Source organism: Phreatobacter stygius, assembly GCF_005144885.1.
In the GTDB taxonomy this organism is placed as follows: Bacteria; Pseudomonadota; Alphaproteobacteria; order Rhizobiales; family Phreatobacteraceae; genus Phreatobacter; species Phreatobacter stygius.
Genome location: NZ_CP039690.1, coordinates 1,974,674 through 1,999,461, shown reverse-complemented (window position 1 = coordinate 1,999,461; position 24,788 = coordinate 1,974,674). Strand labels below are relative to the sequence as shown.

The 24,788-nt window shown below is 66.7% G+C and carries 20 protein-coding genes; 13 read left to right on the top strand and 7 right to left on the bottom strand.

Annotated features, from left to right (window positions below; all coding sequences use genetic code 11):
- The first annotated feature begins 40 nt into the window (after positions 1-40).
- Positions 41-1,093, top strand: coding sequence for a GNAT family N-acetyltransferase (locus E8M01_RS09085; protein WP_170181838.1), 1,053 nt, complete (start codon positions 41-43; stop codon positions 1,091-1,093).
- Here E8M01_RS09085 and E8M01_RS09080 read toward each other — a convergent pair.
- The 3 genes from E8M01_RS09080 to E8M01_RS09070 all read right to left on the bottom strand — a co-directional run bounded on the left by E8M01_RS09080 (position 1,062) and on the right by E8M01_RS09070 (position 5,132).
- The gene (locus E8M01_RS09080) at positions 1,062-2,681 is read right to left on the bottom strand and encodes an AMP-binding protein (RefSeq protein ID WP_136959824.1); all 1,620 of its coding nucleotides are present in this window, start codon (positions 2,679-2,681) and stop codon (positions 1,062-1,064) included. The genes E8M01_RS09085 and E8M01_RS09080 overlap by 32 nt on opposite strands.
- An 89-nt stretch (positions 2,682-2,770) precedes the next feature.
- The gene (locus E8M01_RS09075) at positions 2,771-4,837 is read right to left on the bottom strand and encodes a protein meaA (protein WP_136959823.1); all 2,067 of its coding nucleotides are present in this window, start codon (positions 4,835-4,837) and stop codon (positions 2,771-2,773) included.
- 40 nt (positions 4,838-4,877) lie between these two features.
- Complete coding sequence (locus tag E8M01_RS09070; RefSeq protein WP_136959822.1) at positions 4,878-5,132, bottom strand: GlsB/YeaQ/YmgE family stress response membrane protein; 255 nt, start codon at positions 5,130-5,132, stop codon at positions 4,878-4,880.
- 345 nt (positions 5,133-5,477) lie between these two features.
- On the opposite strand from E8M01_RS09070, the gene ccrA reads away from it, so the two are divergent.
- Positions 5,478-6,755 (top strand): crotonyl-CoA carboxylase/reductase, encoded by a 1,278-nt coding sequence (ccrA, locus tag E8M01_RS09065; RefSeq protein ID WP_136959821.1) that lies wholly within the window; start codon positions 5,478-5,480, stop codon positions 6,753-6,755.
- A 59-nt stretch (positions 6,756-6,814) separates the two neighbouring features.
- Here ccrA and E8M01_RS09060 read toward each other — a convergent pair whose 3' ends face one another.
- A complete protein-coding gene (locus tag E8M01_RS09060) occupies positions 6,815-7,123 on the bottom strand; it encodes a DUF1330 domain-containing protein (RefSeq protein WP_136959820.1) in 309 nt (102 codons plus the stop codon).
- Positions 7,124-7,413: 290 nt separating this feature from the next.
- On the opposite strand from E8M01_RS09060, the gene E8M01_RS09055 reads away from it, so the two are divergent.
- The 7 genes from E8M01_RS09055 to pheT all read left to right on the top strand — a co-directional run bounded on the left by E8M01_RS09055 (position 7,414) and on the right by pheT (position 13,868).
- On the top strand, positions 7,414-7,815 hold the full coding sequence (locus tag E8M01_RS09055) for a hypothetical protein (RefSeq protein WP_136959819.1): 402 nt from the start codon (positions 7,414-7,416) through the stop codon (positions 7,813-7,815).
- 175 nt (positions 7,816-7,990) lie between these two features.
- Positions 7,991-8,191 carry a 50S ribosomal protein L35 gene (gene rpmI / locus E8M01_RS09050; RefSeq protein WP_136959818.1) on the top strand — a complete coding sequence of 67 codons (201 nt, stop codon included), beginning with the start codon at positions 7,991-7,993 and terminating at the stop codon, positions 8,189-8,191.
- A gap of 45 nt (positions 8,192-8,236) precedes the next feature.
- The gene (rplT, locus tag E8M01_RS09045; protein ID WP_136959817.1) at positions 8,237-8,602 is read left to right on the top strand and encodes a 50S ribosomal protein L20; all 366 of its coding nucleotides are present in this window, start codon (positions 8,237-8,239) and stop codon (positions 8,600-8,602) included.
- A gap of 224 nt (positions 8,603-8,826) precedes the next feature.
- On the top strand, positions 8,827-9,885 hold the full coding sequence (locus E8M01_RS09040; RefSeq protein ID WP_136959816.1) for an aromatic ring-hydroxylating oxygenase subunit alpha: 1,059 nt from the start codon (positions 8,827-8,829) through the stop codon (positions 9,883-9,885).
- A gap of 64 nt (positions 9,886-9,949) precedes the next feature.
- Positions 9,950-11,032, top strand: coding sequence for a phenylalanine--tRNA ligase subunit alpha (gene pheS / locus E8M01_RS09035; protein ID WP_136959815.1), 1,083 nt, complete (start codon positions 9,950-9,952; stop codon positions 11,030-11,032).
- Positions 11,029-11,454, top strand: a complete 426-nt coding sequence (locus E8M01_RS09030) for an ASCH domain-containing protein (protein WP_136959814.1) — start codon at positions 11,029-11,031, stop codon at positions 11,452-11,454. Before pheS ends, E8M01_RS09030 begins: the two co-directional genes overlap by 4 nt.
- Positions 11,451-13,868 carry a phenylalanine--tRNA ligase subunit beta gene (gene pheT, locus E8M01_RS09025; protein ID WP_136959813.1) on the top strand — a complete coding sequence of 806 codons (2,418 nt, stop codon included), beginning with the start codon at positions 11,451-11,453 and terminating at the stop codon, positions 13,866-13,868. Before E8M01_RS09030 ends, pheT begins: the two co-directional genes overlap by 4 nt.
- 57 nt (positions 13,869-13,925) lie before the next feature.
- On the opposite strand, the gene E8M01_RS09020 is transcribed toward pheT, so the two are convergent.
- Positions 13,926-14,516: an isochorismatase family protein gene (locus E8M01_RS09020; protein ID WP_136959812.1), complete on the bottom strand. Its 591-nt coding sequence runs from the start codon at positions 14,514-14,516 to the stop codon at positions 13,926-13,928.
- An 89-nt stretch (positions 14,517-14,605) separates the two neighbouring features.
- Here E8M01_RS09020 and E8M01_RS09015 point away from each other — a divergent pair, with 89 nt between their 5' ends.
- From E8M01_RS09015 to E8M01_RS09005, 3 genes are all read left to right on the top strand, one after another.
- Positions 14,606-15,505: a LysR family transcriptional regulator gene (locus tag E8M01_RS09015; RefSeq protein WP_170181837.1), complete on the top strand. Its 900-nt coding sequence runs from the start codon at positions 14,606-14,608 to the stop codon at positions 15,503-15,505.
- A 56-nt stretch (positions 15,506-15,561) separates the two neighbouring features.
- Positions 15,562-16,947, top strand: a complete 1,386-nt coding sequence (locus E8M01_RS09010; protein WP_136959810.1) for a leucyl aminopeptidase family protein — start codon at positions 15,562-15,564, stop codon at positions 16,945-16,947.
- 100 nt (positions 16,948-17,047) lie between these two features.
- Entirely contained in the window at positions 17,048-19,333 is a 2,286-nt protein-coding gene (locus tag E8M01_RS09005; RefSeq protein ID WP_136959809.1) for an NADP-dependent malic enzyme, read from the top strand.
- A 33-nt stretch (positions 19,334-19,366) separates the two neighbouring features.
- On the opposite strand, the gene E8M01_RS09000 is transcribed toward E8M01_RS09005, so the two are convergent.
- Positions 19,367-21,946, bottom strand: a complete 2,580-nt coding sequence (locus E8M01_RS09000) for an EAL domain-containing protein (RefSeq protein ID WP_246088656.1) — start codon at positions 21,944-21,946, stop codon at positions 19,367-19,369.
- A gap of 118 nt (positions 21,947-22,064) precedes the next feature.
- Here E8M01_RS09000 and E8M01_RS08995 point away from each other — a divergent pair, with 118 nt between their 5' ends.
- Positions 22,065-22,676, top strand: coding sequence for an HAD family hydrolase (locus E8M01_RS08995; protein WP_136959808.1), 612 nt, complete (start codon positions 22,065-22,067; stop codon positions 22,674-22,676).
- Here E8M01_RS08995 and E8M01_RS08990 read toward each other — a convergent pair.
- Complete coding sequence (locus E8M01_RS08990; protein ID WP_136959807.1) at positions 22,621-24,702, bottom strand: PAS domain-containing hybrid sensor histidine kinase/response regulator; 2,082 nt, start codon at positions 24,700-24,702, stop codon at positions 22,621-22,623. The two genes, E8M01_RS08995 and E8M01_RS08990, sit on opposite strands and share 56 nt — an antisense overlap.
- Positions 24,703-24,788: the final 86 nt, after the last annotated feature.

Below are 24,788 nucleotides of genomic sequence, written 5' to 3'. Positions count from 1 at the left end.
CGCAACTATTCGCTGGGTCCCGGCCGGACAATGGCCCGATATGGCCGAGGCCTGGTCGGTGCTGGCGCAGGCCGCCGGTCCGAATGTCTTTCTGGAGCCTGGCTTCGCGCTTGCCGCCCGCGGCATCGACCCGGCGTCGGGGCTTGGCGCCGTCGTGATGGAGGAGGGCGGCCGGCTCGTCGGTTTCGCGCCTGGCCGGTTCATGCTCGGGGGAGCGGTTTTTGCGCTCTGGACGCACCCCTACGCACCCTATGGCGCGCCGCTTGTCCTGCCCGGCGCCGAACGACCGGTTCTGGCCCGGCTCGTCGACTATCTCCGTGCCGCCGGCGCCGTGGCGCTCGACTGGCCCCTGCTCGACGACGGCTCGCCGCTGACGGCCGCGCTCGGCGTTCTCGCCGGGCCGTCGCAGCATCGCGTCGATGTGCTGGAGGCGCACCGGCGTGCAGCACTGATCACCGCCGATCCGCCGCGTCCCTCCAAGGAGCTGCGCCGGCTCGGTCGCCGGCTTGCCGAACAGGGCGAACTCGTCGTCGTTTCGACGGCCAGCGGCCTTGCGCTGGCTGACGCCACCGAGGCTTTCCTCAGGCTCGAGGCCGAAGGCTGGAAGGGCCGGAAGGGCAGCGCGCTGGCGGTTTCGGCCGACAGCCGGCGGTTTTTCGATGAGGCGATGAGCGGGCTTGCTGCCTCCGGCCAGGCCCAGATCGACCTCATGCTGCTGGACGGTAAGGCGGTCGCCGGCGCCGTCGTGCTGCGGGCGGGCGATCGCGCCTGGTACTGGAAGACGGCCTATGGCGAAGCTCATGCCCGTTATTCGCCGGGGGCGCTGATGACGCTCGAACTCACCGAGAGGCTATGCGCCGATCCGGCCATCCGGCTTGTCGATTCCTGCGCCATCGCCGGCCATCCGATGATCGACCGGATCTGGACCGGCCGGCTCGGCATCACCAGCCGGCTGGTGGCGCTGCGGCCCGGCCGCGCCGGGCTGCGTTACCGCCTGGTGCTTGCCGTCATCGCGGCCAGGCGCTCCGCCAAGGCCGGGGCCAAGGCCCTGGTTGCCCGGCTCAGGCGCGTTCGCGCAACAGCCGGCGGATGACCTTGCCGGTGGTGGTCATCGGCAATTCATCGATGAAGGCGATCTCACGCGGGTAAGAATGCGCCGACATGCGCGTCCTGACGAAGTCCCGGATGTCGGCGGCCAGCGCATCCGACGGCGCGACGCCACGCTTCAGAACGACAAAGGCCTTGACGATTTCGGTCCGCAGCGCGTCGGGCTTGCCGACGGCCGCGGCCAGCGACACCGCCGGGTGCTTCAGCAGGCAGTCCTCGATCTCGCCGGGGCCAATGCGGTAGCCGGCCGAGGTGATGACATCGTCGTCGCGGCCGAAGAAATGGACATAACCCTCGTCGTCGCGGATGCCTTGGTCGCCGGTGGTCATCCAGTCGCCGATGAATTTCTCGCGGGTCGCCTCAGGCCGGTTCCAATATTCCAGGAACATGACCGGGTCCGGCCGTTTCACCGCGATCTGGCCCTGTTCGCCGATATCGCAGGGCGATCCGTCGGCCCGGATGACGCCGATCGCATGGCCGGGCACCGGTTTGCCGATGGCGCCCGGTTTCGAGATGCCGATGGCGGCGCAGGAGGCGATCACCAGGTTGCATTCGGTCTGGCCGTAGAACTCGTTGATGGTGAGGCCGAGCGCCGCCTGGCCCCAGTCATAGGTCTCGGCGCCCAAGGCCTCGCCGCCGGAGCCGAGCGTGCGCAGATTGAAGGCATGTTTGGAGCGCGGATTTTCGACCGAGCGCAGCATGCGCAGCGCGGTCGGTGGCACGAAAGTGTTGCGCACCTCCATTTCGGCCATCAGCGCGAAGGCTTCGTCGGCATCGAATTTCTCGAACTTCCGCGCCACCACCGGCACGCCGAAATGGAGCGACGGCAGGAGCACGTTGAGCAGGCCGCCGGCCCAGGCCCAGTCGGCCGGCGTCCACATGCGGTCACCCGGCTGGGGGAAGAATTCGTGCGGCATCTCGACCCCCGGCAAATGGCCGAGCAAGACGCGATGGGCGTGCAGCGCGCCCTTGGGCTGGCCGGTGGTGCCGGAGGTATAGATCATCATGGCGGGATCATCGGCCGAGGTGTCGATCGCCGCAAAAGACGCGGAACCTTCGGCCAGCGTCTCGTAGAAGCCACCAATGCCGGCGCCGGCCGGGCCGTCGGTCGACAGCAGCACAGCGAGCTCGCCGAGCTGGTCGCGGATCTGGGCGACCTTGGCCAGGCCCTCGCCATTGGTGATCAGCGCCCGGGCGCCTGAATCCTTCAGCCGGAAGGCCAGGGCGTCGATGCCGAACAGGGCGGCGAGCGGCACCGCAATGGCGCCCATCTTGTAGATGGCGATATGGGTGATGGCGGCGGCGGCTCCCTGCGCCAGGACCAGCGCCACCCGGTCGCCGCGCCGGATGCCCTTGGCGGTCAGCGCATTGGCTAGCCGGTTGGAGGCATCCTCGAGCCGGCCATAGGTCACCGGCTCGACGCTGCCGTCGGGCTTCTTCCAGAGGATCGCCACCCGGTCCGGGTCGGCGAGCGCCCAGCGGGTGCAGACATCGGTGCCGATATTGTAGCGGGCCGGAACCTGCCAGCGGAACGCGCGGGTCAGAGCGTCATAGTCGCGAATGTCGGGCAGCATGGCAGGCTATTCTCTCAAGGGGCCGCGAAGCTTGCACACTCGGCGCCGGCCGTCACCTCATGGCACGGCGCCAAGTGCACAATGCAGCCTCACGCGGCCTGGCGCGCGCCCTCGCCGACGATGCGCACGACGTCGGCCATGATGGCGTTGAGCTGGAAATCCTTCGGCGTATAGACCGCGGCGACGCCGGCCTTCTTGAGCGTCACCTCGTCCTCGGGCGGAATGATGCCGCCGACCACCACCGGGATGTCGCCAAGGCCCTCGGCCCGCATGCGCTCCATCACCTCGGTGACCAAGGGTATGTGGCTGCCCGACAGGATCGACAGGCCAACCACATGCACGCCCTCTTCGAGCGCGGCATTGACGATCTCGGCGGGGGTCAGGCGGATGCCCTCATAGACGACCTCCATGCCGCAGTCGCGGGCGCGCACGGCGATCTGCTCGGCGCCGTTGGAATGGCCGTCGAGACCGGGCTTGCCGACCAGGAACTTGATGCGGCGGCCAAGGGCCCGCGACACCGCCTCGACCTCGAGGCGGATCGGCGCGAGATCGCCGGCATCGGCCCGCGCGGCGCGGCCGACGCCGGTGGGTGCACGATATTCGCCGAACACTTCGCGCAGCACCTGACCCCATTCGCCCGTGGTGACGCCGGCCTTCGCGGCGGCGATCGACACCGGCATGATGTTGCGGCCCTCCTTGGCGGCGGCGCGCAATTCGGCCAGCGCGTCCGCGGTGGCCTTGGCATCGCGGGCCGAGCGCCAGGCCTGGAGATTGGCGATCTGTTCGGCTTCCACCGCCGGATCGACGACCATGATCGAGCCTTCGCCCGTGGTCAGCGGCGAGGGTTCGGTCTCGGTGAAGCGGTTGACGCCGACCACCACCTGCTCGCCCGCCTCGATCGCCTGGAGCCGCTTGGAATTGCTCTCGACCAGCTTGGATTTCATATAGGGCACGGCGGCGATCGCGCCGCCCATCTCGGCGATCAGCTTCAGTTCGGCCTGGGCCTCGGCCTTCAGGCTTTCAACCTTGGCGGTCACCGCCGGATTGCCGTCGAACAGGTCGCCGAATTCCAGGAGATCGGTTTCGTAGGCCAGGATCTGCTGCAGCCTGAGCGACCATTGCTGGTCCCAGGCGCGCGGCAGGCCGAGGGCCTCGTTCCAGGCCGGCAATTGCAGGGCGCGGCAACGGGCCTTCTTCGAGATGGTCACCGCCAGAGCCTCGATCAGGATGCGGTAGACATTGTTTTCCGGCTGCTGCTCGGTCAGGCCGAGCGAGTTCACCTGGACGCCGTAGCGGAACAGCTTGTGCTTGGGGTCGGTCACGCCGTAGCGGGTTTCGACGATCTCCTCCCAGAGGTCGACGAAGGCGCGCATCTTGCACATCTCGGTGACGAAACGCATGCCGGCATTGACGAAGAACGAGATGTGGCCGACCACCTCGCCGAAGCCGCCATCCGGCACCTCGCCCGAGGCCTTGACCGTGTCGAGGATGGCGATGGCATTGGCGAGCGCGAAGGCGAGTTCCTGCACCGGCGTCGCGCCGGCCTCCTGCAGGTGATAGGAGCAGACATTCATCGGGTTCCACTTGGGCATTTCCGCCGTGGTGAACAGGATGGTGTCCTTGGTCAGCTTGAGCGACGGCTCGGGCGGGAACACATAGGTTCCGCGCGACAGATATTCCTTGAGGATGTCGTTCTGGGTGGTGCCGGCGAGCGCGTTGCGCGGCACGCCCTGCTCGTCGGCCACCGCGACGTAGAGCGCCAGCAGCCAGGCGGCGCAGGCATTGATGGTCATCGAGGTGTTCATCTCGGCGAGCGGGATGCCGTCGAACAGGCTGCGCATGTCGCCGATATGGGCGACCGGCACGCCGACCTTGCCGACCTCGCCGCGTGCCAGCACATGATCAGGGTCGTAACCGGTCTGGGTCGGCAGATCGAAGGCGACCGACAGGCCGGTCTGGCCCTTGGCGAGATTGGCCCGATAGAGTGCGTTCGACTTCTCCGCCGTCGAATGGCCGGCATAGGTGCGGATGAGCCAGGGACGTTCCCGAGTTTCTTTGGTGCGCAAGATCGGCTCCTGAGCTGGATATTTGCCCCTTATTGTCTGCTGACCCGTGTCATATTGCAATGCAACCTGAGATGCCCGCGCCACCCCCATCCGGCGGATGGGCCATGGCGCGGGCCTCGATCGGCGATCCCTAGGCCCGTTTGACGAGGCTGATGATGAACAGAAGGATGACCGCGCCGATGACCGCGTTGATGATTTCGGCGATGATGCCGCCGCCGATATAGATGCCGAGACGCGGCAGCAGCCAGCCGGCGATGGCGGCGCCGACGATGCCGACGATGATATTGCCGATCAGGCCGAAACCCGCCCCCTTCATCAGGATGCCCGCGAGCCAGCCCCCGACCGCGCCGATGATGATCCAGATGATCAATGCTTGGATTGCCATGCTGAAGTCCTCCTCATGATCCCCTTGGACGGGCCCGCCGTGTTTCCGGCGCAATCGAGGATAGGCGCATCGCAGGCCGGGACAACAGAGGCGGCCGTTGGGTCATGTGGAGAAGTCGCCGGTTTGCGATGCACACGCGGCGTTTCCGATAGTGCCCGCGAAACCAAACTGTCCTCTATTTTGTCGGATTGCTCTGCGCAATATGCCGAAAGTCTGATGGGGTTTTCCGGACTGATTATGTCATAGGCAGCGAAGATCGTGCTTGCACATTCATGTTGCAGTGCACATAATTTCTGCCCCTGCCAGCCCCCTGAGGGGAATGGTTTTCGTGACCAGAGGTGACCTATGGCCGGCGAAGCGCAAGCCCGCTCCACCACTCCGCTCAAGGATCTCTACGAGTTCGGCGAGGTGCCGCCGCTGGGTCACGTGCCCGCCAATATGTATGCCTGGGCGATCCGCAAGGATCGCCACGGACCGCCGGAACAGTCGTTCAAGGTCGAGGTCGTGCCGACCTGGACGCTCGGCGAAGAAGAAGTGCTGCTTTATGTGATGGCCGGCGGCGTCAATTATAACGGCGTCTGGGCCGGCCTCGGCCAGCCGATCTCGCCGCTCGACGGCCACAAGCACCCCTTCCATATCGCCGGCTCGGATGCCGCCGGCGTGGTCTGGGCGGTCGGCTCGAAGGTCAAGCGCTGGAAGGTCGGCGACGAAGTCATCGTCCATTGCAATCAGGACGACGGCGACGACGAGGAATGCAATGGCGGCGACCCGATGTTCTCGCCGTCGCAGCGGATCTGGGGTTATGAGACGCCGGATGGCGCCTTCGCCCAGTTCTGCCGGATTCAGTCGCGCCAGCTCATGCACAAGCCCAAGCACCTCTCCTGGGAGGAGTCGGCCTGCTACACGCTGACGCTCGCCACTGCCTATCGCATGCTGTTCGGCCATCCGCCGCACACCCTGAAGCCTGGCGACAACGTGCTGGTCTGGGGCGCGTCGGGGGGGCTCGGCGTGTTTGCGGTGCAGCTTGTGGCGGCTGCCGGCGCCAATCCGATCGGTATCATCTCGGACGAGTCGAAGCGCGACTATGTCATGCAGCTCGGCGCCAAGGGCGTGATCAACCGCAAGGATTTCGACTGCTGGGGCCAGATGCCCAAGGTCAATTCGGACGAATATAACAACTGGACCAAGGAAGCCCGCAAGTTCGGCAAGGCGATCTGGGACATTACCGGCAAGAAGGACGTCGACATCGTCTTCGAACATCCGGGCGAGGCGACCTTCCCGGTGTCCTGCCTGGTGGCCAAGCGTGGCGGCATGGTGGTGTTTTGCGCGGGAACCTCGGGTTTCAACATCACCTTCGATGCGCGTTATGTCTGGATGCGGCAGAAGCGTATCCAGGGCAGCCATTTCGCCCATCTGAAGCAGGCCGCCGCCGCCAATCAGTTCGTTCTCGACCGGCGGGTCGATCCTTGCATGAGCGAGCTGTTTCCCTGGGATAAAATCCCGGCGGCCCATGCGCTGATGCACGCCAACAAGCATGCGCCGGGCAATATGGCCGTGCTGGTCAACGCACCGAGGCCGGGTCTGCGCACGCTCGACGACGTCATCGAGGCGACCGGCCGCTGACGTCAGGCACTGCGAGGCGCGCCCGGCCGGTGATCCGGCCGGGCGCCTCTGCAAGGCGCTCATTCGCCGGGCTGGGGACCCTCGTAACCCTCGATGACGATCGCATCCATGATCGCGCCACCCTTCTGCTCGGCCTTGGCGGCCTGATATTCGGGCGAATGCCAGCAGGCCAGCGCCTGATCGTAGCTCGGGAACTCGATGACGACGTTGCGGGCGCGGCTGACGCCGGCCAGGGTCTCGAACTTGCCGCCGCGGACGACGAAACGACCGCCGAACTTGGCAAAGGCGATGCCGTTCTTGGCGACGTAATTCTTGTAGGACTCGGCATCGTTGACGTCGACGCGCGCGATCCAATAGCCCTTGGCCATGATGTCTCCTCCATGATGACGCGCCAGTGCTAGCGTAACGGGACGGAAGCGTCACCTGGCGCGCGGCGCAAGGCCAAAACGCGTCGTCATGGTTTGATCGGGAACAGGCCGTACGTCCTTCGTCCATGAGACATTGGCCGTGCCGGCCTGCCGCTCTCCGGCTTCTGGTCCGTGACCACGCGCTTGGCCCCGCCGGGTTTATCGAGCGCGATCTTTCTCGGGCCGGGCGGCGCGCATGCGGATATGATCGGGTGCTGGTTTGCCATGCGAGCCACAGGTGAGGGGCCGCCATGAACATCGTTGCAGCCAATATCAAATGGATCATGCTGGTGTCCGGCCTCCTGACCGCAACCATGGTCTATGCTGCGATCGCGCCGCAGGCGGCGCTTCGCGCGACGTTCGGGGAGACGCTGGAGGGCCCGCTCGGCGAGATCGTGGTGCGCAATTGGGGAGCGCTGATCACGCTGGTGGGCGCGATGCTGATCTATGGCGCGTTCAATCCACAGGTTCGTTCGCTCGTCCTGACCGTCGCCGGCGCCAGCAAACTGATCTTCATCGCCTTGGTGCTGTCCTATGGGGGGCGCTATCTCGTTCACCAGGCGGGGATTGCCGTCGCGGTCGACCTGGTATGGGTGGTGTTGTTCGCCTGGTATCTGCTGAGCACCCGTCAGGCGCCCGCCGATTTGCGCTGAGACACCGGGCTCTTGTCCGGAAGCCGATTGTCCTGTATAGGCCCGCGCTTCGGATCGCCCGGCTGATTAAGGGCTGCCGTGGCGGTCCCGAACGCTCAATCTGAGCATTCCTGAGATGACCCAACCGTTCGAAAGTTCGGTCAAGGGACATCTCGCAACAGTCTAAGAGAGCCAAATGCCCAAGATGAAGACCAAATCGGGCGCCAAGAAGCGCTTTTCGCTGACCGCGACCGGCAAGGTGAAGTACACCCAGTCCGGCAAGCGGCATGGCATGATCAAGCGGACGACCAAGCAGATCCGCGAGCACCGCGGCACTGCCATCTTGTTCAAAACCGACGGCGACAACGTCAAGAAGTACTTCCTGCCGAACGGCTGATCAGCAGTTTTCAGGAACACTCAACGGATTTGAAGGAGATCAGTCATGGCCCGCGTTAAGAGAGGCGTTACCTCACACGCCAAGCACAAGAAGACCCTGAAGGCCGCTACCGGCTTCCGCGGTCGTCGCAAGAACACCATCCGCGCCGCGAAGGCTGCCGTCGACAAGTCGATGCAGTACGCCACGCGCGACCGTCGCGTGAAGAAGCGCAATTTCCGCGCCCTGTGGATCCAGCGCATCAATGCCGCTGTCCGCGAGCACGGCCTGACCTATTCGCGTTTCATTGCCGGCCTGATCGGTGCCGGCATCGCGGTCGACCGCAAGGTTCTTTCGGACCTCGCCATCACCGCGCCGGAAGGCTTTACGGCCCTGGTCGAAAAGGCCAAGGGTTCGCTGCCGGCAGCTTCCTGACCTCGACGTAAGAGGTCTAAAAATTCAGCCCGCGCGACCCTTCAGGGGTTGCGCGGGCTTTTTTGTTCTTGGACGCCAGTGATATCGAACAGCCGTTTCTATCGGGCAGTCGGTTTTGTCGAACAGTCTTGAGGCGGACCGGCGGCGGTTCATTTAGGGTTCTCGCGTGATCGAACGGGCGGCGGGTTTCGCCGGCCCGGATCATGCTTCGGTGCGGAGACAGCATGCAGGGACTGACAGCTGAACTGATCAAGGGTCTCTGGTATGTCGCGGCGCCTGGCCGCGACCTGAAGCCGGGCAAGATGCTGAACAAGACGCTGGTCGGCGAACCGGTGTTGATGGGCCGCGCTGCGAACGGCGAGGTCTTCGCCATTCGCGACGTCTGCCCGCATCGCGGCATTCCCCTGCATTACGGCCAGTTCGACGGCCAGAGCATCCAGTGCTGCTACCACGGCTGGCGCTTCGACACGTCGGGCACCTGCGTCGAGATTCCGTCGCTGCGCGAAGGCCAGCAGATGGACCTGGCCAAGATCAAATGCGGCTCCTACCCCTGCCGCGAGCGGCAAGGCCTGATCTGGATCTTTTTTGCCAAGAACGGCGAGACGCCGGCGGAGGCCGGCCAGCCCGAGCCGCCAGCCATGCCGGACTTCGCCGATGAGGTCGGCCCGCGGTTCCACATCATGCTGCCGTTCCACTGTTCGGTCGATCACGCCGCCTTCGGCCTGATGGATCCGACCCATGCGGCCTATGTCCACACCTCCTGGTGGTTCAAGAAGGGCGCCAAGAAACTCAGGCCGAAAGAGAAGAAGTTCGCGCCCTCCGAGCTCGGCTGGTCGATGGTCCGCCATGAACTGCCGCCGCAGAACATCGCCTACAAGATCCTGGGCACGCCGGTCACCACCGAGATCAGCTATATGCTGCCGGGCCTGCGCATCGAGAATATCCGTGGCGCCAAATACCAGGCGACCGGGTTGACCGCGCTGACCCCGCTCAGCGAGGGCGAAACCGAGGTGCATCAATTCTTCTGGGTCTCGGCCGGCTGGATGTCGACCTTCAAGCCGATCTTCGAACATCTGATGCGGGTGTTCCTGGACCAGGACCGGCGCGTCGTGATCCAGCAGCGCGAGGGCCTGATGCACCAGCCGAACCTGATGCTGATCAACGATGCCGATACCCAGGCACGCTGGTGGATGCGGGTGAAGGACGCCTTCCTGAAGGCCCAGGCCGACGGCAAGCCGTTCGAAAATCCGCTGCGGCCGATGACGCTGCGCTGGCGGAGCTAGTCATGACCCTTGACCCCGCCATCGCCCCAAGCGAAACGAAGCCTCCTCATTCGCGGCCTTTCCCATGACCGATCTTGCTTCTCTCGAAAATGACCTCCTGGCGGCTGTTGCCGCGGCTCCCGACGAGGCGGCGCTGGAAGCCGTGCGGGTCGCGGCGCTCGGCAAGAAGGGCTCCGTCTCGGCCTTGCTGGCGACCCTTGGCCAGATGGCGCCCGACGACCGGAAGACCGCCGGCGCCGCCATCAACGCGGTCAAGGACAAGGTGAGCGAGGCGCTCGCCAGCCGCCGCGACATCCTGAAAGCCGCGGCGCTCGACGCAAGGCTCGCCGCCGAGACCGTCGACGTCACCTTGCCGGTGCGCGAGAGCCCGTCGGAGACCGGCCGCATTCACCCGCTGTCGCAGGTGCTCGACGAACTCACCGCGATCTTCGCCGATATGGGCTTTTCGGTTGCCGAAGGGCCCGACATCGAGACCGACGACCTCAACTTCACCAAGCTGAACTTCCCGCTCGGCCATCCGGCCCGCGAGATGCACGACACCTTCTTCTTCAATCCGAAGCCGGACGGCGAGCGGATGCTGCTGCGCACCCATACCAGCCCGGTGCAGGTGCGCACCATGCTGACCCAGAAGCCGCCGATCCGGGTCATCTGCCCGGGCCGGACCTACCGGATCGATTCGGATGCCACCCACACGCCGCAGTTCCACCAGGTCGAGGGCCTGGTCATCGACAAGGGCAGCCATATCGGCCACCTGCGCTGGATCCTGGAAGAGTTCTGCAAGGCCTTCTTCGAGGTCGACCAGGTCAAGATGCGGTTCCGCCCGTCGTTCTTCCCGTTCACCGAGCCGTCCCTTGAGGTCGACATCCAGTGCAACCGCCAGGGCGGCGAGATCCGCTTCGGCGAGGGCGAGGACTGGCTGGAGATCCTCGGCTGCGGCATGGTGCACCCGAATGTCATCCGCAATTGCGGGCTCGATCCCGATGTCTACCAGGGCTTCGCCTGGGGCATGGGCATCGACCGCATCGCCATGCTGAAATATGGCATCAGCGACCTCCGGCAGTTCTTCGAGGCCGATATGCGCTGGCAGTCGCATTACGGCTTCCGGCCACTCGATCTGCCGACGCTCGCCGGCGGGCTCAGCTCATGACGGCGGACGGCATTCCCGACAGCTATCGCGATGCGCCACGATGGTCGTTCGGCGACAGTCCGGCGCTCGCCGACGCATTGCTCGCTTTGGTGCTTGCCGGCACGAAACGGGCGACCTGCGAATCGCTTGCCGCCTGCGAAGCCAACATCATGCCACGCGCCGGCGAGATCAGCGTGATCCTCGACGGCGCGGGTAAGCCCGCCTGCGCCATCGAGACGACCGGTGTCGCGGTGATGCGATTTACCGAGGTCGACCAGGCCTTCGCCTTCGAGGAGGGCGAGGACGACCGGACGTTGGCCTCCTGGCGCCAGGCCCATCGCGGCTATTTCGAGCGCCAGGGCTCCTATCGCGAAGACATGCAAGTCGTCTGTGAGCGCTTCAAGCTGCTCGACGTATTCGAAAGACCGGAATCCCGTCGATGAAATTCACCCTCTCCTGGCTCAAGGACCACCTCGACACCGAAGCGCCGCTCGCGGAGATCGCGGAGACGCTGACCCGTATCGGTCTCGAGGTCGAAAACCTCGAAGATCCCGGCGCGAAGCTCAAGGACTTCACCATCGCCTATGTGGTCTCGGCCGAGCAGCATCCGAATGCCGACCGCCTGCGGGTCTGCATGGTCGATACCGGTTCGGGCGATCCGGTCCAGGTGGTCTGCGGCGCGCCGAACGCGCACACCGGCATGAAGTCGGTGTTCTCCCCACCCGGCACCTATATTCCGGGCAAGAAGATCACGCTCGGCGTCGGCACCATCAGGGGCGTCGAGAGCCGCGGCATGCTGTGCTCGGCGGCGGAGCTGGAAATCTCGGAGGATCACGACGGCATTATCGACCTGCCGGCCGATGCGCCGGTCGGCCAGCGTTATGCCGACTATGCCGGGCTTTCCGATCCGGTCATCGAAATCAACCTGACGCCGAACCGGCCGGACTGCACCTCGATCCACGGCATCGCCCGGGATCTCGCCGCGGCGGGTCTCGGCAAGCTGAAGAGCGAGCGCTTCGAGACGGTCAAGGGCACTTTCCCTTGCCCGCAGAAGGTCGAACTCCGGTTCGCCCCGGGCGAGGAGAAATATTGCCCGGCCTTCGCGCTGCGGCTGGTGCGCGGGGTGAAGAACGCCGCTTCGCCGGAATGGATGCAGCGGCGGCTGGCGGCCATTGGTCTGCGCCCGATCAACGCGCTGGTCGACATCACCAATTACATCACCTTCGACCGTGGCCGGCCGCTGCACGTGTTCGACGCCCGGAAGGTCAAGGGCACGCTGGTGGTGCGCCGCTCGAGGTCGGGCGAGACCGTGCTGGCGCTGGATGGCCGCATCTACGGCTTCACCGGCCATGAAACGGTCATCGCCGACGACAATGGCATGGAATCGATCGCCGGCGTCATGGGCGGCGAACATTCCGGCTGCGACGAGACGACCACCGACGTGCTGATCGAATCGGCGCTGTGGGACCCGATCGACATCGCCCGTACCGGCCGCAATCTCGGCATCATCACCGATGCCCGCTATCGTTTCGAGCGCGGTGTCGACCCGAACTACACGGTGGAGGGCGCCGATCTCGCGACCAAGATGGTCATCGAATTCTGCGGCGGCGAGGCCTCTGAGCTGACGCTCGCCGGCCAGATCCCGGATTCCGACCTGATCATCAATTTCCCCTTCGCCGAGACGAAGCGGCTGACCGGTCTCGATGTGTCCGAGCGGGAATCGAAGCGCATCCTGGAGAGCCTCGGCTTCATGGTGTCCGGCAACGCGCCGGTGGTGAAGGTCGTGCCGCCGTCCTGGCGGCCTGATGTCCATGGCAAGGCCGATCTGACCGAAGAGATCATGCGCATTGCCGGTGTCGACCGGGTGCTGGCGGTGCCGCTCGATCGCGGCGGCACCGTGCCGAAACCGGTGCTCACCCCGATCCAGAAGCGCACGCGCGCCGCCAAGCGCACGCTCGCCAGCCGCGGCCTGATCGAATCGGTGACCTGGAGCTTCATCTCCAAGGCCCAGGCCGAGCTGTTCGGCGGCGGCCAGCCGGAACTGGCGCTGGCCAATCCGATCGCCGCCGATCTTTCCGACATGCGACCGTCATTGCTGTCCGGCCTGGTCGCGGCGGCCCAGCGCAATGCCGATCGCGGTTATGGCGATGTCGCCCTGTTCGAGGTTGGCCAGGTGTTCCGCGGCGACCGCCCGGAGGACCAACTGGTCGCGGCTGCCGGGGTCAGGCGCGGCCTGGCAAAGCCCGAAGGCACCGGCCGGCACTGGCAGGGCTCCGGTCCGGTCGACCTGTTCGACGCCAAGGCCGACGCACTGGCCGTGCTTTCCGCGAGCGGCCTGTCGATCGCCGCGGTCCAGGTGGTGCAAGGTGCGCCCGGCTGGTTCCACCCGGGGCGCTCCGGCACCCTGCAAATGGGGCCGCAGAACGTCTTCGGCTGGTTCGGCGAGCTCCATCCGAAGGTGCTGGAGGCGCTCGACGCCAAGGGGCCGATCGTCGCCTTCGAACTGATCCTGGACAAGGTTCCGGCGCCCAAGGCGCGTCCGACCCGGGCCAAGCCGCAGCTCGCGCTTTCGGCCTTCCAGCCGGTCGAGCGCGACTTCGCCTTCGTGGTCGACCGCGAGGTCAAGGCCGGCGACATCGTCAAGGCGGCGCAAGGCGCCGACCGGCAGCTGGTCACCAATGTCGCGGTGTTCGACGTCTATGAGGGCAAGGGCATCGATCCGGACAAGAAGTCGGTGGCGCTGGCGGTCACGCTGCAGCCGCGCGAGAAGACCCTGACCGAAGCCGAGATCGAGGCGGTGAGTGCCCGGATCGTCGCCGATGTGACCAAGAAGACCGGCGGCAGCCTGCGCGGCTGAGGCCAGGCGGCGCGAAGCGGCATGCGCTTCGCGCCGGCATCGTGGCAGGCCGCCGCTCTAGCCGAAGGCCGAGACCGGGAAGACCCCGGCGAAACGATCGGCAAGGGCTGCCAGTTCGGCCTCGTGCAGCGTCCTGGCGCTGACCACGCCGGTTTCCGAACCGGGCAGGTCGCGGGTGGCGCAGGCATCACCGGCGACCGTCGTGGCATAACCGAGGTCGAGCGCCGCCCTGACCGTCGATGACACGCACATATGCGTCATGAAGCCAATGACGATCAGCGGCGCATCCGGCGCGCCGATCTTGGCCGCAAGCTCGGTTCCCGAGAACGAATTCGGCCTCGGCTTTTCGATCACCAGTTCGCTGTCGCGGGGTGCGAGTGCGTCGATGATGGCGCCGCGCCTGTCGTCGCGGTCGAACAGCCCGCCCTTGCCGCCCTTGTGGGCGACATGAATGATCCGGCTGCCGGCGGCGCGCGCCCTGGCCAAGAGGTCGGCGGCGCGGTCGACGGCGGCGCGTGCCTCGGGCAGGGCGATCGGCCCCTCCAGATATTCGTTCTGATAGTCGACCAGGACCAGCGTCGCGCCGGCGAGCTTCGGCGGCTGCGGCGTGCGGCCGGCCAGGGTGAAAAGGGTGGCGGGGGTGGACATGATGCGATCTCCTCTGCGCGGCCATTCAAGAACCTGCGACAGCGCAGGTAAATCTGTATTTCTGGCTGTCGATGCTGCATGAATGCAGGATGACCTGGGACGATCTCGAACTGTTGCGGCGCATCGTCGATGCGGGAACCCTGACCCAGGCCGGCAAGGTTCTGGGGGTTGACCAGACCACGGCCGCGCGGCGCCTGGCGCGGGTCGAGCGACAGCTTGGCGTGACCCTGTTCGACCGGATCGACGGGCGGCTTGTCGCCACCCCGGCGCTTGCCGCAGCCATCGACCATCTCACCGTCATGGCCGATGCCGCACGCCAGTCCGAGGCCGCGCTCAGGCACACCAAGGCAGAGCTCGACGGTCGCGTCCGGGTGTCGAGCATCGGCTTCGTGCTGACCGGCGTGCTGGCGCCGGCGCTCGGCGCTTTCCATGCGGCGCACCCGCGGATCACGCTGGATTTCGTCGCCGAGACGCGCAATGCCAGCTTCGAACGTCGCGAAGCCGATATCTCGCTCCGGCTCGCCCGGCCGGTCGGCGACCAGGCGATCGCCAAGCGCCTCGGCGCTGTCAGGTTCCGTCTCTATCGCGCCGGCGCCGGCGCGACGGCGGGTCGACCGGTCGTGCGCTATGACGACGATCTGGCCCATGTCGCGGAAATGCAGGCGCTCGATCGCCTGCGGCCGCGGGCGCTGGTGGCACTCCGTTCGGGACGGCTGGACGTGCTGGCGGAAGCCGCCGTCGCGCTCGGCGCCGAACTGATGCTGCCCGAGCTTGTCGGCGATGGCGATGCGCGTTTCCTGCGCGCCAGTGATGAGGAGGCGACCGCCGAGCGGGAATTGTTCCTGCTCGTTCATCCGGACCGGCGCCGGACGGTGAGCGTCGCGGCCGTGGTCCAGTGGATCGAGGCGACGTTCCGGGAACGCTTCGCTCGGCCGAATGGTGGCGCGCCACCTGGAAGGGGGGTGACGTCCCCGGCCTGCCGGTCCTAGCCCGCGTTTCTCACACGCGCTAGCGTGGGGGCTTCGCTCGACAGCCAAGGTTTGCCATGCATCCGCTCCTGAAGCCCGCCGGCACCACCGGTGCCATTCCGATCAGCTTCGTCACCCCGGTCTCGCTCGACGCGGCCGGCGCCGGCTTGTCGCCGGCGCAGAGGGCCTATCTGGCGGCCACCGGCTTCGAGCCGAAGCCGGGCAAGGTGGCCGTCTTGCCGGATGCCGACGGTGCGGTCGCTGCCGTGCTGTTCGGTGTCGAGGCCGAGGATGCACGGCATCGGGATCTGATGCTCGCCGGCAAGCTGCCGGGCCAGTTGCCGGCGGGGCTCTACCGTTTCGCCGATGGGCCGGATGATCCGGAGCGGGCGGCCTTCGCCTTCGTCACCGCGCAATACCGCTTCGGCCGCTACAAGACCGCGACGGCAAAGGACGTCCTGCTGGTCGTGCCCGAGGGCGTCGACGCCGAAGCGCTGACCCAGGCGATCGAGGCGACCAGCCTGGCGCGCGACCTCGTCAATACGCCGGCAAATGACCTGGGGCCCGCCGAACTCGAGGCCGCGATCCGCGAGCTCGCCGGCCGGCACGGCGCCGATGTCTATTCGATCATCGGCCCGGATCTGCTCGAAGCCGACCTGCCGATGATCCATGCGGTCGGCATGGCTTCGGCGCGCAGCCCGAGGCTGGTCGATCTCACCTGGGGCGATCCGGATCATCCGAAGGTGACCCTGATCGGCAAGGGCGTCTGCTTCGACACCGGCGGCCTCGATATCAAGTCCGATACGGGCATGCTGCTGATGAAGAAGGACATGGGTGGCGCCGCCGCGGCCATCGGCCTTGCCCATATGATCATGGCGGCGAGACTTCCGGTTCGGCTGAGGCTGCTGGTGCCGGCGGTGGAAAACTCCATTTCCGGCCAGGCGTTCCGGCCGGGCGACGTGTTCCCGACGCGCAAAGGCCTTTCCGTCGAGATCGGCAATACCGACGCGGAAGGGCGGCTGGTGCTGTGCGACGCGCTGGCGCTGGCCGACGAGGACGAGCCGGCGCTGATGGCCGATTTCGCGACGCTCACCGGGGCCGCACGGGTGGCGCTCGGTCCCGATCTGCCGCCGATCTACAGCCATGACGATGCGCTTGCCGCCGACCTGGTCGCCGCCGGCGAGAGGGTGGCCGATCCGCTCTGGCGGCTGCCGCTGTGGAGCCCCTATGCGGCGGGGCTGGAAAGTCGCATCGCCGATCTCAACAATGTCGCGACCGGTGGTTTCGCCGGGTCGATCACCGCCGCACTCTATCTCGACCGCTTCGTCGAGAAGACCAAAAGCTGGGTCCATGCCGACATCTATGCCTGGGTGCCGGCGGAGAAGCCCGGCCGGCCGGTCGGCGGCGAGTTTCAGGCCGGTCGCGCGTTGTTCGAGGTGATCAAGGCGCGCTTTCCGCGCTGAACCGGGCGCGGGTCGGCCCATCCGCCGGTCGACCCGTTGCCGCAGCGCTGACGGACCCTTAAGGTCGCCGTCCCCGCTCAGGAACGCCCAAAGAAAAGCCATGACGACCGACAGCACATCCGGCCGACGCAACCGTCCGACCATCACCGACCAGGAGGCGCTGGCCTTCCACCAGGTGGGCAAGCCCGGCAAGCTGGAGGTGGTGCCGACCAAGCCGATGGCGACCCAACGCGACCTGTCGCTGGCCTATTCGCCGGGTGTCGCCGTGCCGGTGCTGGCGATCGCCGAGGATCCGAACCGCGCCTTCGACTATACGACGCGCGGCAACATGGTCGCGGTGATCACCAACGGCACCGCGATCCTCGGGCTGGGCAATCTCGGCGCGCTCGCCTCCAAGCCGGTGATGGAAGGCAAGGCGGTGTTGTTCAAGCGCTTCGCCGATGTCGATTCCATCGATCTGGAGATCGATACCGAAGACGCCGACAAATTCATCGACGCGGTGCGCTATCTCGGGCCGTCCTTCGGCGGCATCAATCTGGAGGATATCAAGGCACCCGAGTGCTTCATCATCGAGCAGCGCCTGCAGGAGCTCATGGACATCCCGGTGTTCCATGACGACCAGCACGGCACGGCGATCATCGCGGCGGCGGGCCTGCTCAATGCGCTGGACATCACCGGCCGGACGGTGAAGACCACCCGGCTGGTGGTCAACGGGGCGGGTGCCGCCGGCATTGCCTGCGTCGAACTGTTGAAGGCGATGGGCTTTGCGCCCGACAACGTCATCCTGTGCGACACCAAGGGCACCATCTATCGCGGCCGCACCGAGGGCATGAACCAGTGGAAGTCCGGCCACGCCGCGGTCACCGACGCGCGCACGCTGGCCGAGGCGGTCAAGGGCGCCGACGTGTTCTTCGGCCTGTCGGTCAAGGGCGCGCTGACGCCCGAGATGGTCGCGTCGATGGCGCCGCGGCCGATCATCTTCGCCATGGCCAACCCGGATCCGGAAATCACACCCGAGGAAGTCCATGCCATCCGCGACGACGCCATCGTCGCGACCGGCCGGTCGGACTATCCGAACCAGGTCAACAACGTCCTCGGCTTCCCGTTCCTGTTCCGCGGCGCGCTCGACGTGCGCGCCACCCAGATCAACATGGAGATGAAGATCGCCGCTGCGCAGGCGCTGGCCGATCTCGCCCGCCAGGACGTGCCCGACGACGTCGCGGCGGCCTATGGCGGCGGCCGGCCGAAATACGGCCCGGAATATATCATCCCGGTGCCGTTCGACCCGCGCCTGATGTATGCGGTGCCGATCGCCGTGGCGCAGGCCGCGATGGAGACCGGCGTGGCGCGCCGGCCGATCGTCGACATGGCCGGCTACAAGGCCGAACTGATCGCCAGGCTCAATCCGGTTGCCGGCGTGCTCGCCCGCATTTTCGAGCGTGCCCGGCGGTCGCCGCGGCGCGTCGTCTTCGCCGAGGGCGAAGAGGAACAGGTGATCCGCGCCGCCCAGAGCTTCGTCAACCAGGGTCTCGGCACGGCTATCCTGGTCGGCCGCGAGGACCGCGTGCGCGCCACCGCGACCGCCGCCGGCATCGACCTGAAGGACGGCATCGAGATCGCCAATGCCCGCCTCTCGACCCGCAATGCCGACTATGCCAACCAGCTCTACGAGCGGCTGCAGCGCCAGGGCTACCTGTTCCGCGACTGCCAGAGGCTGGTGAACCAGGACCGCAACGTGTTCGGCGCCGCCATGGTGGCGGCGGGCGATGCCGACGGCATGGTGACCGGCGTGACGCGCAATTATTCGTCGGCGCTCGAAGACGTGCTGAAAGTGATCGACACCAAACCGGGTCACCGGCTGATCGGCGCGTCGATCGTGCTGTCGCGCGGTCGTACCGTGCTGGTCGCCGACACCGCGATCACCGAGATGCCGACGGCCGAGGAACTCGCCGAGATCGCCATCGAAGCGGCTCATGTCGCGCGCCGTCTCGGCACCGAGCCGCGTGTCGCGCTGCTGGCCTATTCCACCTTCGGACATCCGCGCGGCGAACGCTCGGAAAAGGTCATCGAGGCGGTGCGCATCCTCGACAGCCGGCGGGTCGATTTCGAATATGACGGCGAGATGGCCGCCGATGTCGCGCTCAACCGCGACCTGATGCAGGCCTATCCGTTCTGCCGTCTGACCGGACCGGCCAATGTGCTGGTCATGCCGGCGTTCCACTCGGCCTCGATCTCGACCAAGATGATGCAGGAGCTGGCCGGCGCCACGGTGATCGGACCGCTGCTCGTCGGCCTCGACAAGCCGGTGCAGATCGTGCCGCTCGGCGCCAGGGATTCCGACCTGGTCAACATGGCCGCGCTGGCCGCCTATAACGTCGGCGGCTGAGGCGGCGGGTGTCGGCACATCGCGCCACGGCGGTCATACGCCGATCGGCGCGGCGTCGAAATGGGCGTCCTGGCTGTCCGGAATGAGGCTTGGCGCAGCGACCGATGCCTCGATCGTCTCGGCGATCCAGGGCGCCGCGTCGGGGGGCACGGGACGGGCGAAGACAAAACCCTGAACACAGTCGCAGCCGAGCTCGGTGAGCACCTGCACTTCGGATTCCCGCTCGGCGCCCTCGGCGACCACCGACATGCCGAGGCCGCGGGACAGAGCGATGATGCCGCCGAGCAGCTTGCGCTTTTCCGGCCGGGTGGCAATGCCGTCGACGAAGGACCGGTCGACCTTCAGCCGGTCGAAGGGCAGGCGGGTGAGATAGCCGAGCGACGAATAGCCGGTGCCGAAATCGTCCAGCGCCAGCCGGACACCGAGTGCGGAGAGCGCGGTCAGCGTGCGGCTGATGCGCTGCTCGGTATGATCGACGAACAGGCTCTCGGTCAGTTCGAGGCAGAGCAGGTGTGGCGGCAGTCCGGTTTCGGCCAGCACCGCCGAGACCGCCGTCTCGAAATCCATGTTCCAGAACTGCGCCGGCGAGACATTGACCGCCACGCTGCGTGCCGGCAGGCCTGCGTCGATCCAGGTGCGCGCCTGGTTGCAGGCCTCGCGCAGAACCCAGAGACCAAGGTCGACGATCAGTCCGGAGCTCTCGGCGATCGGGATGAACTCGGCCGGCGAGATCGGCCCACGTTCGGGGTGGCTCCAGCGCAGCAGCGCTTCGAAGCCGACGACCTTGCGGCTCGGCAGTTCGACCTGGGCCTGATAGTGGGCGTGCAGCGTGCCCTCGTCGATGGCGTGGCGCAGATGGCGGCCGAGATCGAGCCGCTGCTCGACGGCCTGGGCATAGGCCGGGGCGAACACCATGCTGCGGCCACGGCCAGCCTCCTTGGCCATATAGAGGGCGAGGTCGGCATTGCGCATTGCCTCGTCGACGGTCGAGCCGTCCTCGGGCAGGTTGGCGATGCCGACGGTCGCGCCGATGAAAGCCTCGCCGTCGGACAGGTCGATCGGGCCGGTTAGTCGGCTGACGATGCGATCGGCCATCTCACAGGTATCGGTATCGTGGCCGAGGCGCTCGGGCAGCACGGCGAATTCGTCGCCGCCGAGCCGGGCGATGAAGGCTTTCGGACCGAGCTCCTGGCGCAGCAGCACGGCGACACGGGTCAACAGCTCGTCGCCGGCCGCATGGCCGAGCGAGTCATTGACCTCCTTGAAGCGATCGAGGTCGATCAGCAGGAGCGCGCCGCCGCTGCCTTTGCGAAAGCAGGCGTCGATCATCGAAGCGAGTTCGCGCTTGAACAGGGCGCGGTTGGCAAGGCCGGTCAGCGGGTCGCGATAGGCGAGCACCTCGAGCCGGCGTTCGGCTTCCTTGCGCTCGGAAATGTCCTGCATGGTGCCGATCAGGCCAAGCACCTCGCCGTCGACGTCGGTCTCCGCCTTGCAGGTCAGCGCGAAGTCGCCGACCGTGTCGTCGGCCCGGCGGGCCTGGACGTCGATGGTCTCGGTCCGCTTGGTCTGCACGACCAGCTTCTGCAGGGCGATGATGCGCTCCGCCGCGTCGTCGAGGAAATGCGCGAGCACGTTGGCATGGGTCGGATCGAAGGTCTCCGGGTCGAGCCCGAGCAAGGAGAAGCATTCATTGGCCCAGGTGACGCGCTCGGCGCGCAGCCGGTAGTTCCAGGTGCCGATCTTGCCGAGCCGGTGCGCCTCGCGCAGCGCCTCGGTACGCTGGGTCAGCAGGTTTTCGGTACGCCGCAATTCGGAAATGTCGCTGGCCGTGCCGCGATAGCCGAGAAAGGCGCCGCTCTCGTCGAAGATCGGCTTGCCGCTGGAGCGGATCGTCCGGCTCGGTTCGCCCGGGTTCTGGACCGTATAGACGAGGTCGCGGAACGGCCGGTGCGCCGCCAGATCGGCGAAATGCTGCTCCATGAGCGGCACGTCTTCGGGCACGATCGGCAGGTTGCGCCGGGTGAGGCCGTTGACGCTCGGCATGGTGATGCTGCTTGGCCATGCGGCGCCGGCGGCAAGGTCGACAAAACGATGTTCGGCGTCGGTCTGCCAGCACCAGTCGGATGCCGTGTTGACGAAATCGGTCAGGCGCTGCTCGCTCTCGGCGAGCTTGCGCAGCGCCAGGGTCTCTTCGGTGATGTCGCGGACGATGCCCGACACCTTGACGACCCGGCCTTGTTCGTCACGCTTGGCTTCGCCGTGGACCATGAATTCCAGGACGCTGCCATCATAGCGCCGGAAGCCGCCCCGGACGGCATAGGCAATGCCGGTTTCCCAGCAGTTCCGATAATTCGCGGCGAGCTGCCCGGGCGCATCGCCGAGATAGCCCTTGCGAACATCGACGATCGGCACCAGGCCGGCATCGGTCTCGAGCTGGTACATGTCGGCGAGTTCCGGCGAGATCCAGAACCTGGTGGTCTTGGGATCGTCGGATTTCCAATATCCCATCCGCGCGATGTGCAAGGCGCGCGCCAACAGCGCGGCGTCGCCGGCCAAAGACGCCGACGCAGTGCTCGAGGCATCCGGACCATGCGGCGTGTCGTCGTCTGCCATCTGCGGGAACCAGAGGAAAATGTCGCACGATCTTCGGCAGATTTGACTTATCAGTCCGTTAAGCGCGTGAAATTCAACGCGAAAATTGGCTTCCACGGGCTAAAGAAGGTAGCATTGTATGGTCTCTCGGTCGGTCATTCCGGTGTTCGACATCGGACAGGTTCTGCTGCGCTGGGAACCGCGCCGCGGTCTCGCCCGGTTCTTCCCTGACGCGGCAGGTCTCGACCGCTTCATCAAGGAAACCGACTTCACGGCCTGGCATGCGCGCCAGGACGCCGGTCGCAGCGTCGCCGAGGCCATTGGCGAGGCGCATGCGCGGTTTCCGCACTACGCCCATGTGATGGCCGGCTTTTACGACAATTACCGCGACAGCATGCCTGGCGAAGTGCCCGGCACGCGGGCGATCTTCGAGGGGCTGGCCGCCAAGGGGCCGGTCTATGGGATCTCGAATTTCTCGCGCGAACTGTTCGACCGATCGGTGCCGGACTATCCGTTTCTCGGCGCCTTTACCGGCCTGGTCCTGTCGGGGGACGAAGGGCTGAACAAGCCGGACCGGCGCATCTATCGCATTCTGTGCGAACGCTACGGTCTCGATCCGGCCGCCCTGGTGTTCATCGACGACAGCCCCGGCAATGTCGCGGCGGCGCAGGCCGAGGGCATGGCCGGCGTGGTGTTCACGGACGCACCTTCGCTTTCCGCCGCCCTTCGCGGTTTCGGGCTTTCGTGGTGATCGGGCCGTAGAAGGCGAGGGTCTCGGCCAGCCGGTCGCGGTCGAGCGGCTTGGTGACGAAGGCGTCCATGCCGGCGGCGATCGCCGCCGCGCGGTCCTCGACAAAGGCGTTGGCAGTGAGTGCGATGATCGGCAGGTGCCGCCCGGCGGCCTCGCGGGCACGGATCATCTTGGCCGCGGACAGCCCGTCGCATTCGGGCATCTGCATGTCCATCAGGATGAGATCGAAGGGTTGCGCCGGGTCGAGGGCGGCCTCGACCGCGGCGCGGCCGTCGCGCACCCAGACCGGTTCATGGCCGAGTTTTTCCAAGAGCCGGCGCACCAGCAGGGCATTGATCTCGTTGTCCTCGGCGACCAGCACCTTGAGCGGCCGATCGGTCCGGACCGGCGGGGTCTGCTCGCGCGCGTCAAGCGGATCCGTCGCTGCACCGCCGGCCTGGCGCGGCGGGATCTGAACGACCAGCGAAGCCTCGCGCACCGGCGAGATCAGCCAGCCGGCAATGCCTTTTTCGCGCCAGCCGGCGATCTCACCGCGGGCGGCGGGCGTCACCACCAGCACCGTGCGCTCGACGCGCCCGTCGAGTGCGGACAGCGTGGCGCTCACCGCGTCATCCCCCAGGCGGTGATCGATGAGCGCGGTGTCGAAGTGTCGATCCGCGGGAATTGCGGCCACCGCCTCGGCGCGCAGGACCTCGGCGCCACGGGCCTTCAGGCGGCGTGACAGGATCTCCGGCTCGACCGCCGACGGCGAGACCAGCAGCACCGTCAATCCGTCGAGCCGGCCAAGCGGGGCCGGCTGTTCCTCGGCCGGTGCCAAGGGCAGGCGCAGCGTGAACACCGAACCCCGGCCAAGCACGGTGTCGACACCGAGTGTTCCGCCCATGCGCGCAACCAGACGCCTGGAGATGGCGAGGCCAAGCCCGGTGCCGGCATGGCGGCGCGCGAACGTCGCCTCGCCCTGTTCGAACTCGTCGAAAATGCGTTCGACATCGTCAGGCGCGATGCCAGGCCCGGTGTCGCTGATCGCGACGACCAGCTGGCCGGCCTCGCGGGTGGCGGCAATGGCGACGCCGCCGGCCTCGGTGAATTTGACCGCATTGCCGGCAAGATTGAGCAGAACCTGGCGCAGCCGGGTGGCGTCGCCCATCAGGCGCTGCGGCACATCGGGCGCCACCGCGGTGGCGAGATCGAGCTGCTTGCCATGGGCGCGGGGCCCGAGCAATTCGGCGACGCCCTCGACCAGGGCCGCCAGCTCGAACGGCGCGATGTCGAGATCGAGACGTCCGGCTTCGATCTTGGAAAAGTCGAGAATTTCGTCGATCAGCGACAGCAGCGCCTCGCCTGACGATTTCACCGCCTCGGCATAAGTCTTCTGCTCCGGCGTCAGCCGGGTATCGATGAGCAGCGCCGCCATGCCCATGATGCCGTTCAACGGCGTGCGGATCTCATGGCTGACGGTCGCGAGGAAGCGCGATTTGGCGCTGCTGGCGCTCTCGGCGCGCGCCCGCGATTCGGCGAGCTCGGCCTCGGTCGCCTTGCGTTCGGTGATGTCGCGGCCGGCCGACTGGATCTCGTCCAGCCGTCCGTCGCTGCCGCGCACCGGATGGTGGCGCCAGGCGATCCAGCGCTCGCCCTCGGCGGTCGCGATCCGTTCGTCGGCGCTGTGCGACCCGTCCAGCTCGTGGCGTTCAGCGGTGACCGCGATGACGTGATGACCGGTGGTCCGGCCGACCAGGCCGTCGGGCGGCTCGCCGACCAGTGCGGCATAGGACTGGTTGGCGAAGGTGATGATGCCCTGGCGGTCGCGGCGGACGATCAGGTCGCCCTGGGCGTCGACCAGGTCGCGATGCCGTTCCTCGCTTTCGGCGAGCTCGAAGACGCGGTCGGTCAGGCCCTCCACCGTCTCCTCGAGCGCGGCGGTCTTGCGCAGCAACGCGCCGCGGACATGGACGAGCCTGGCAAGGCCCGCCATGGCTGCGACGGCGAAAGCCGCTGCGATGCCGGCAACGAGGGCGATCGGATCCACTGGCTGTCTCTCCACGCGGGATCGGAAAAGATCGAGGAAGAGTAAAGAGGCGTGGTTGACGACCGGTTACCAGGATACGAGCCGGG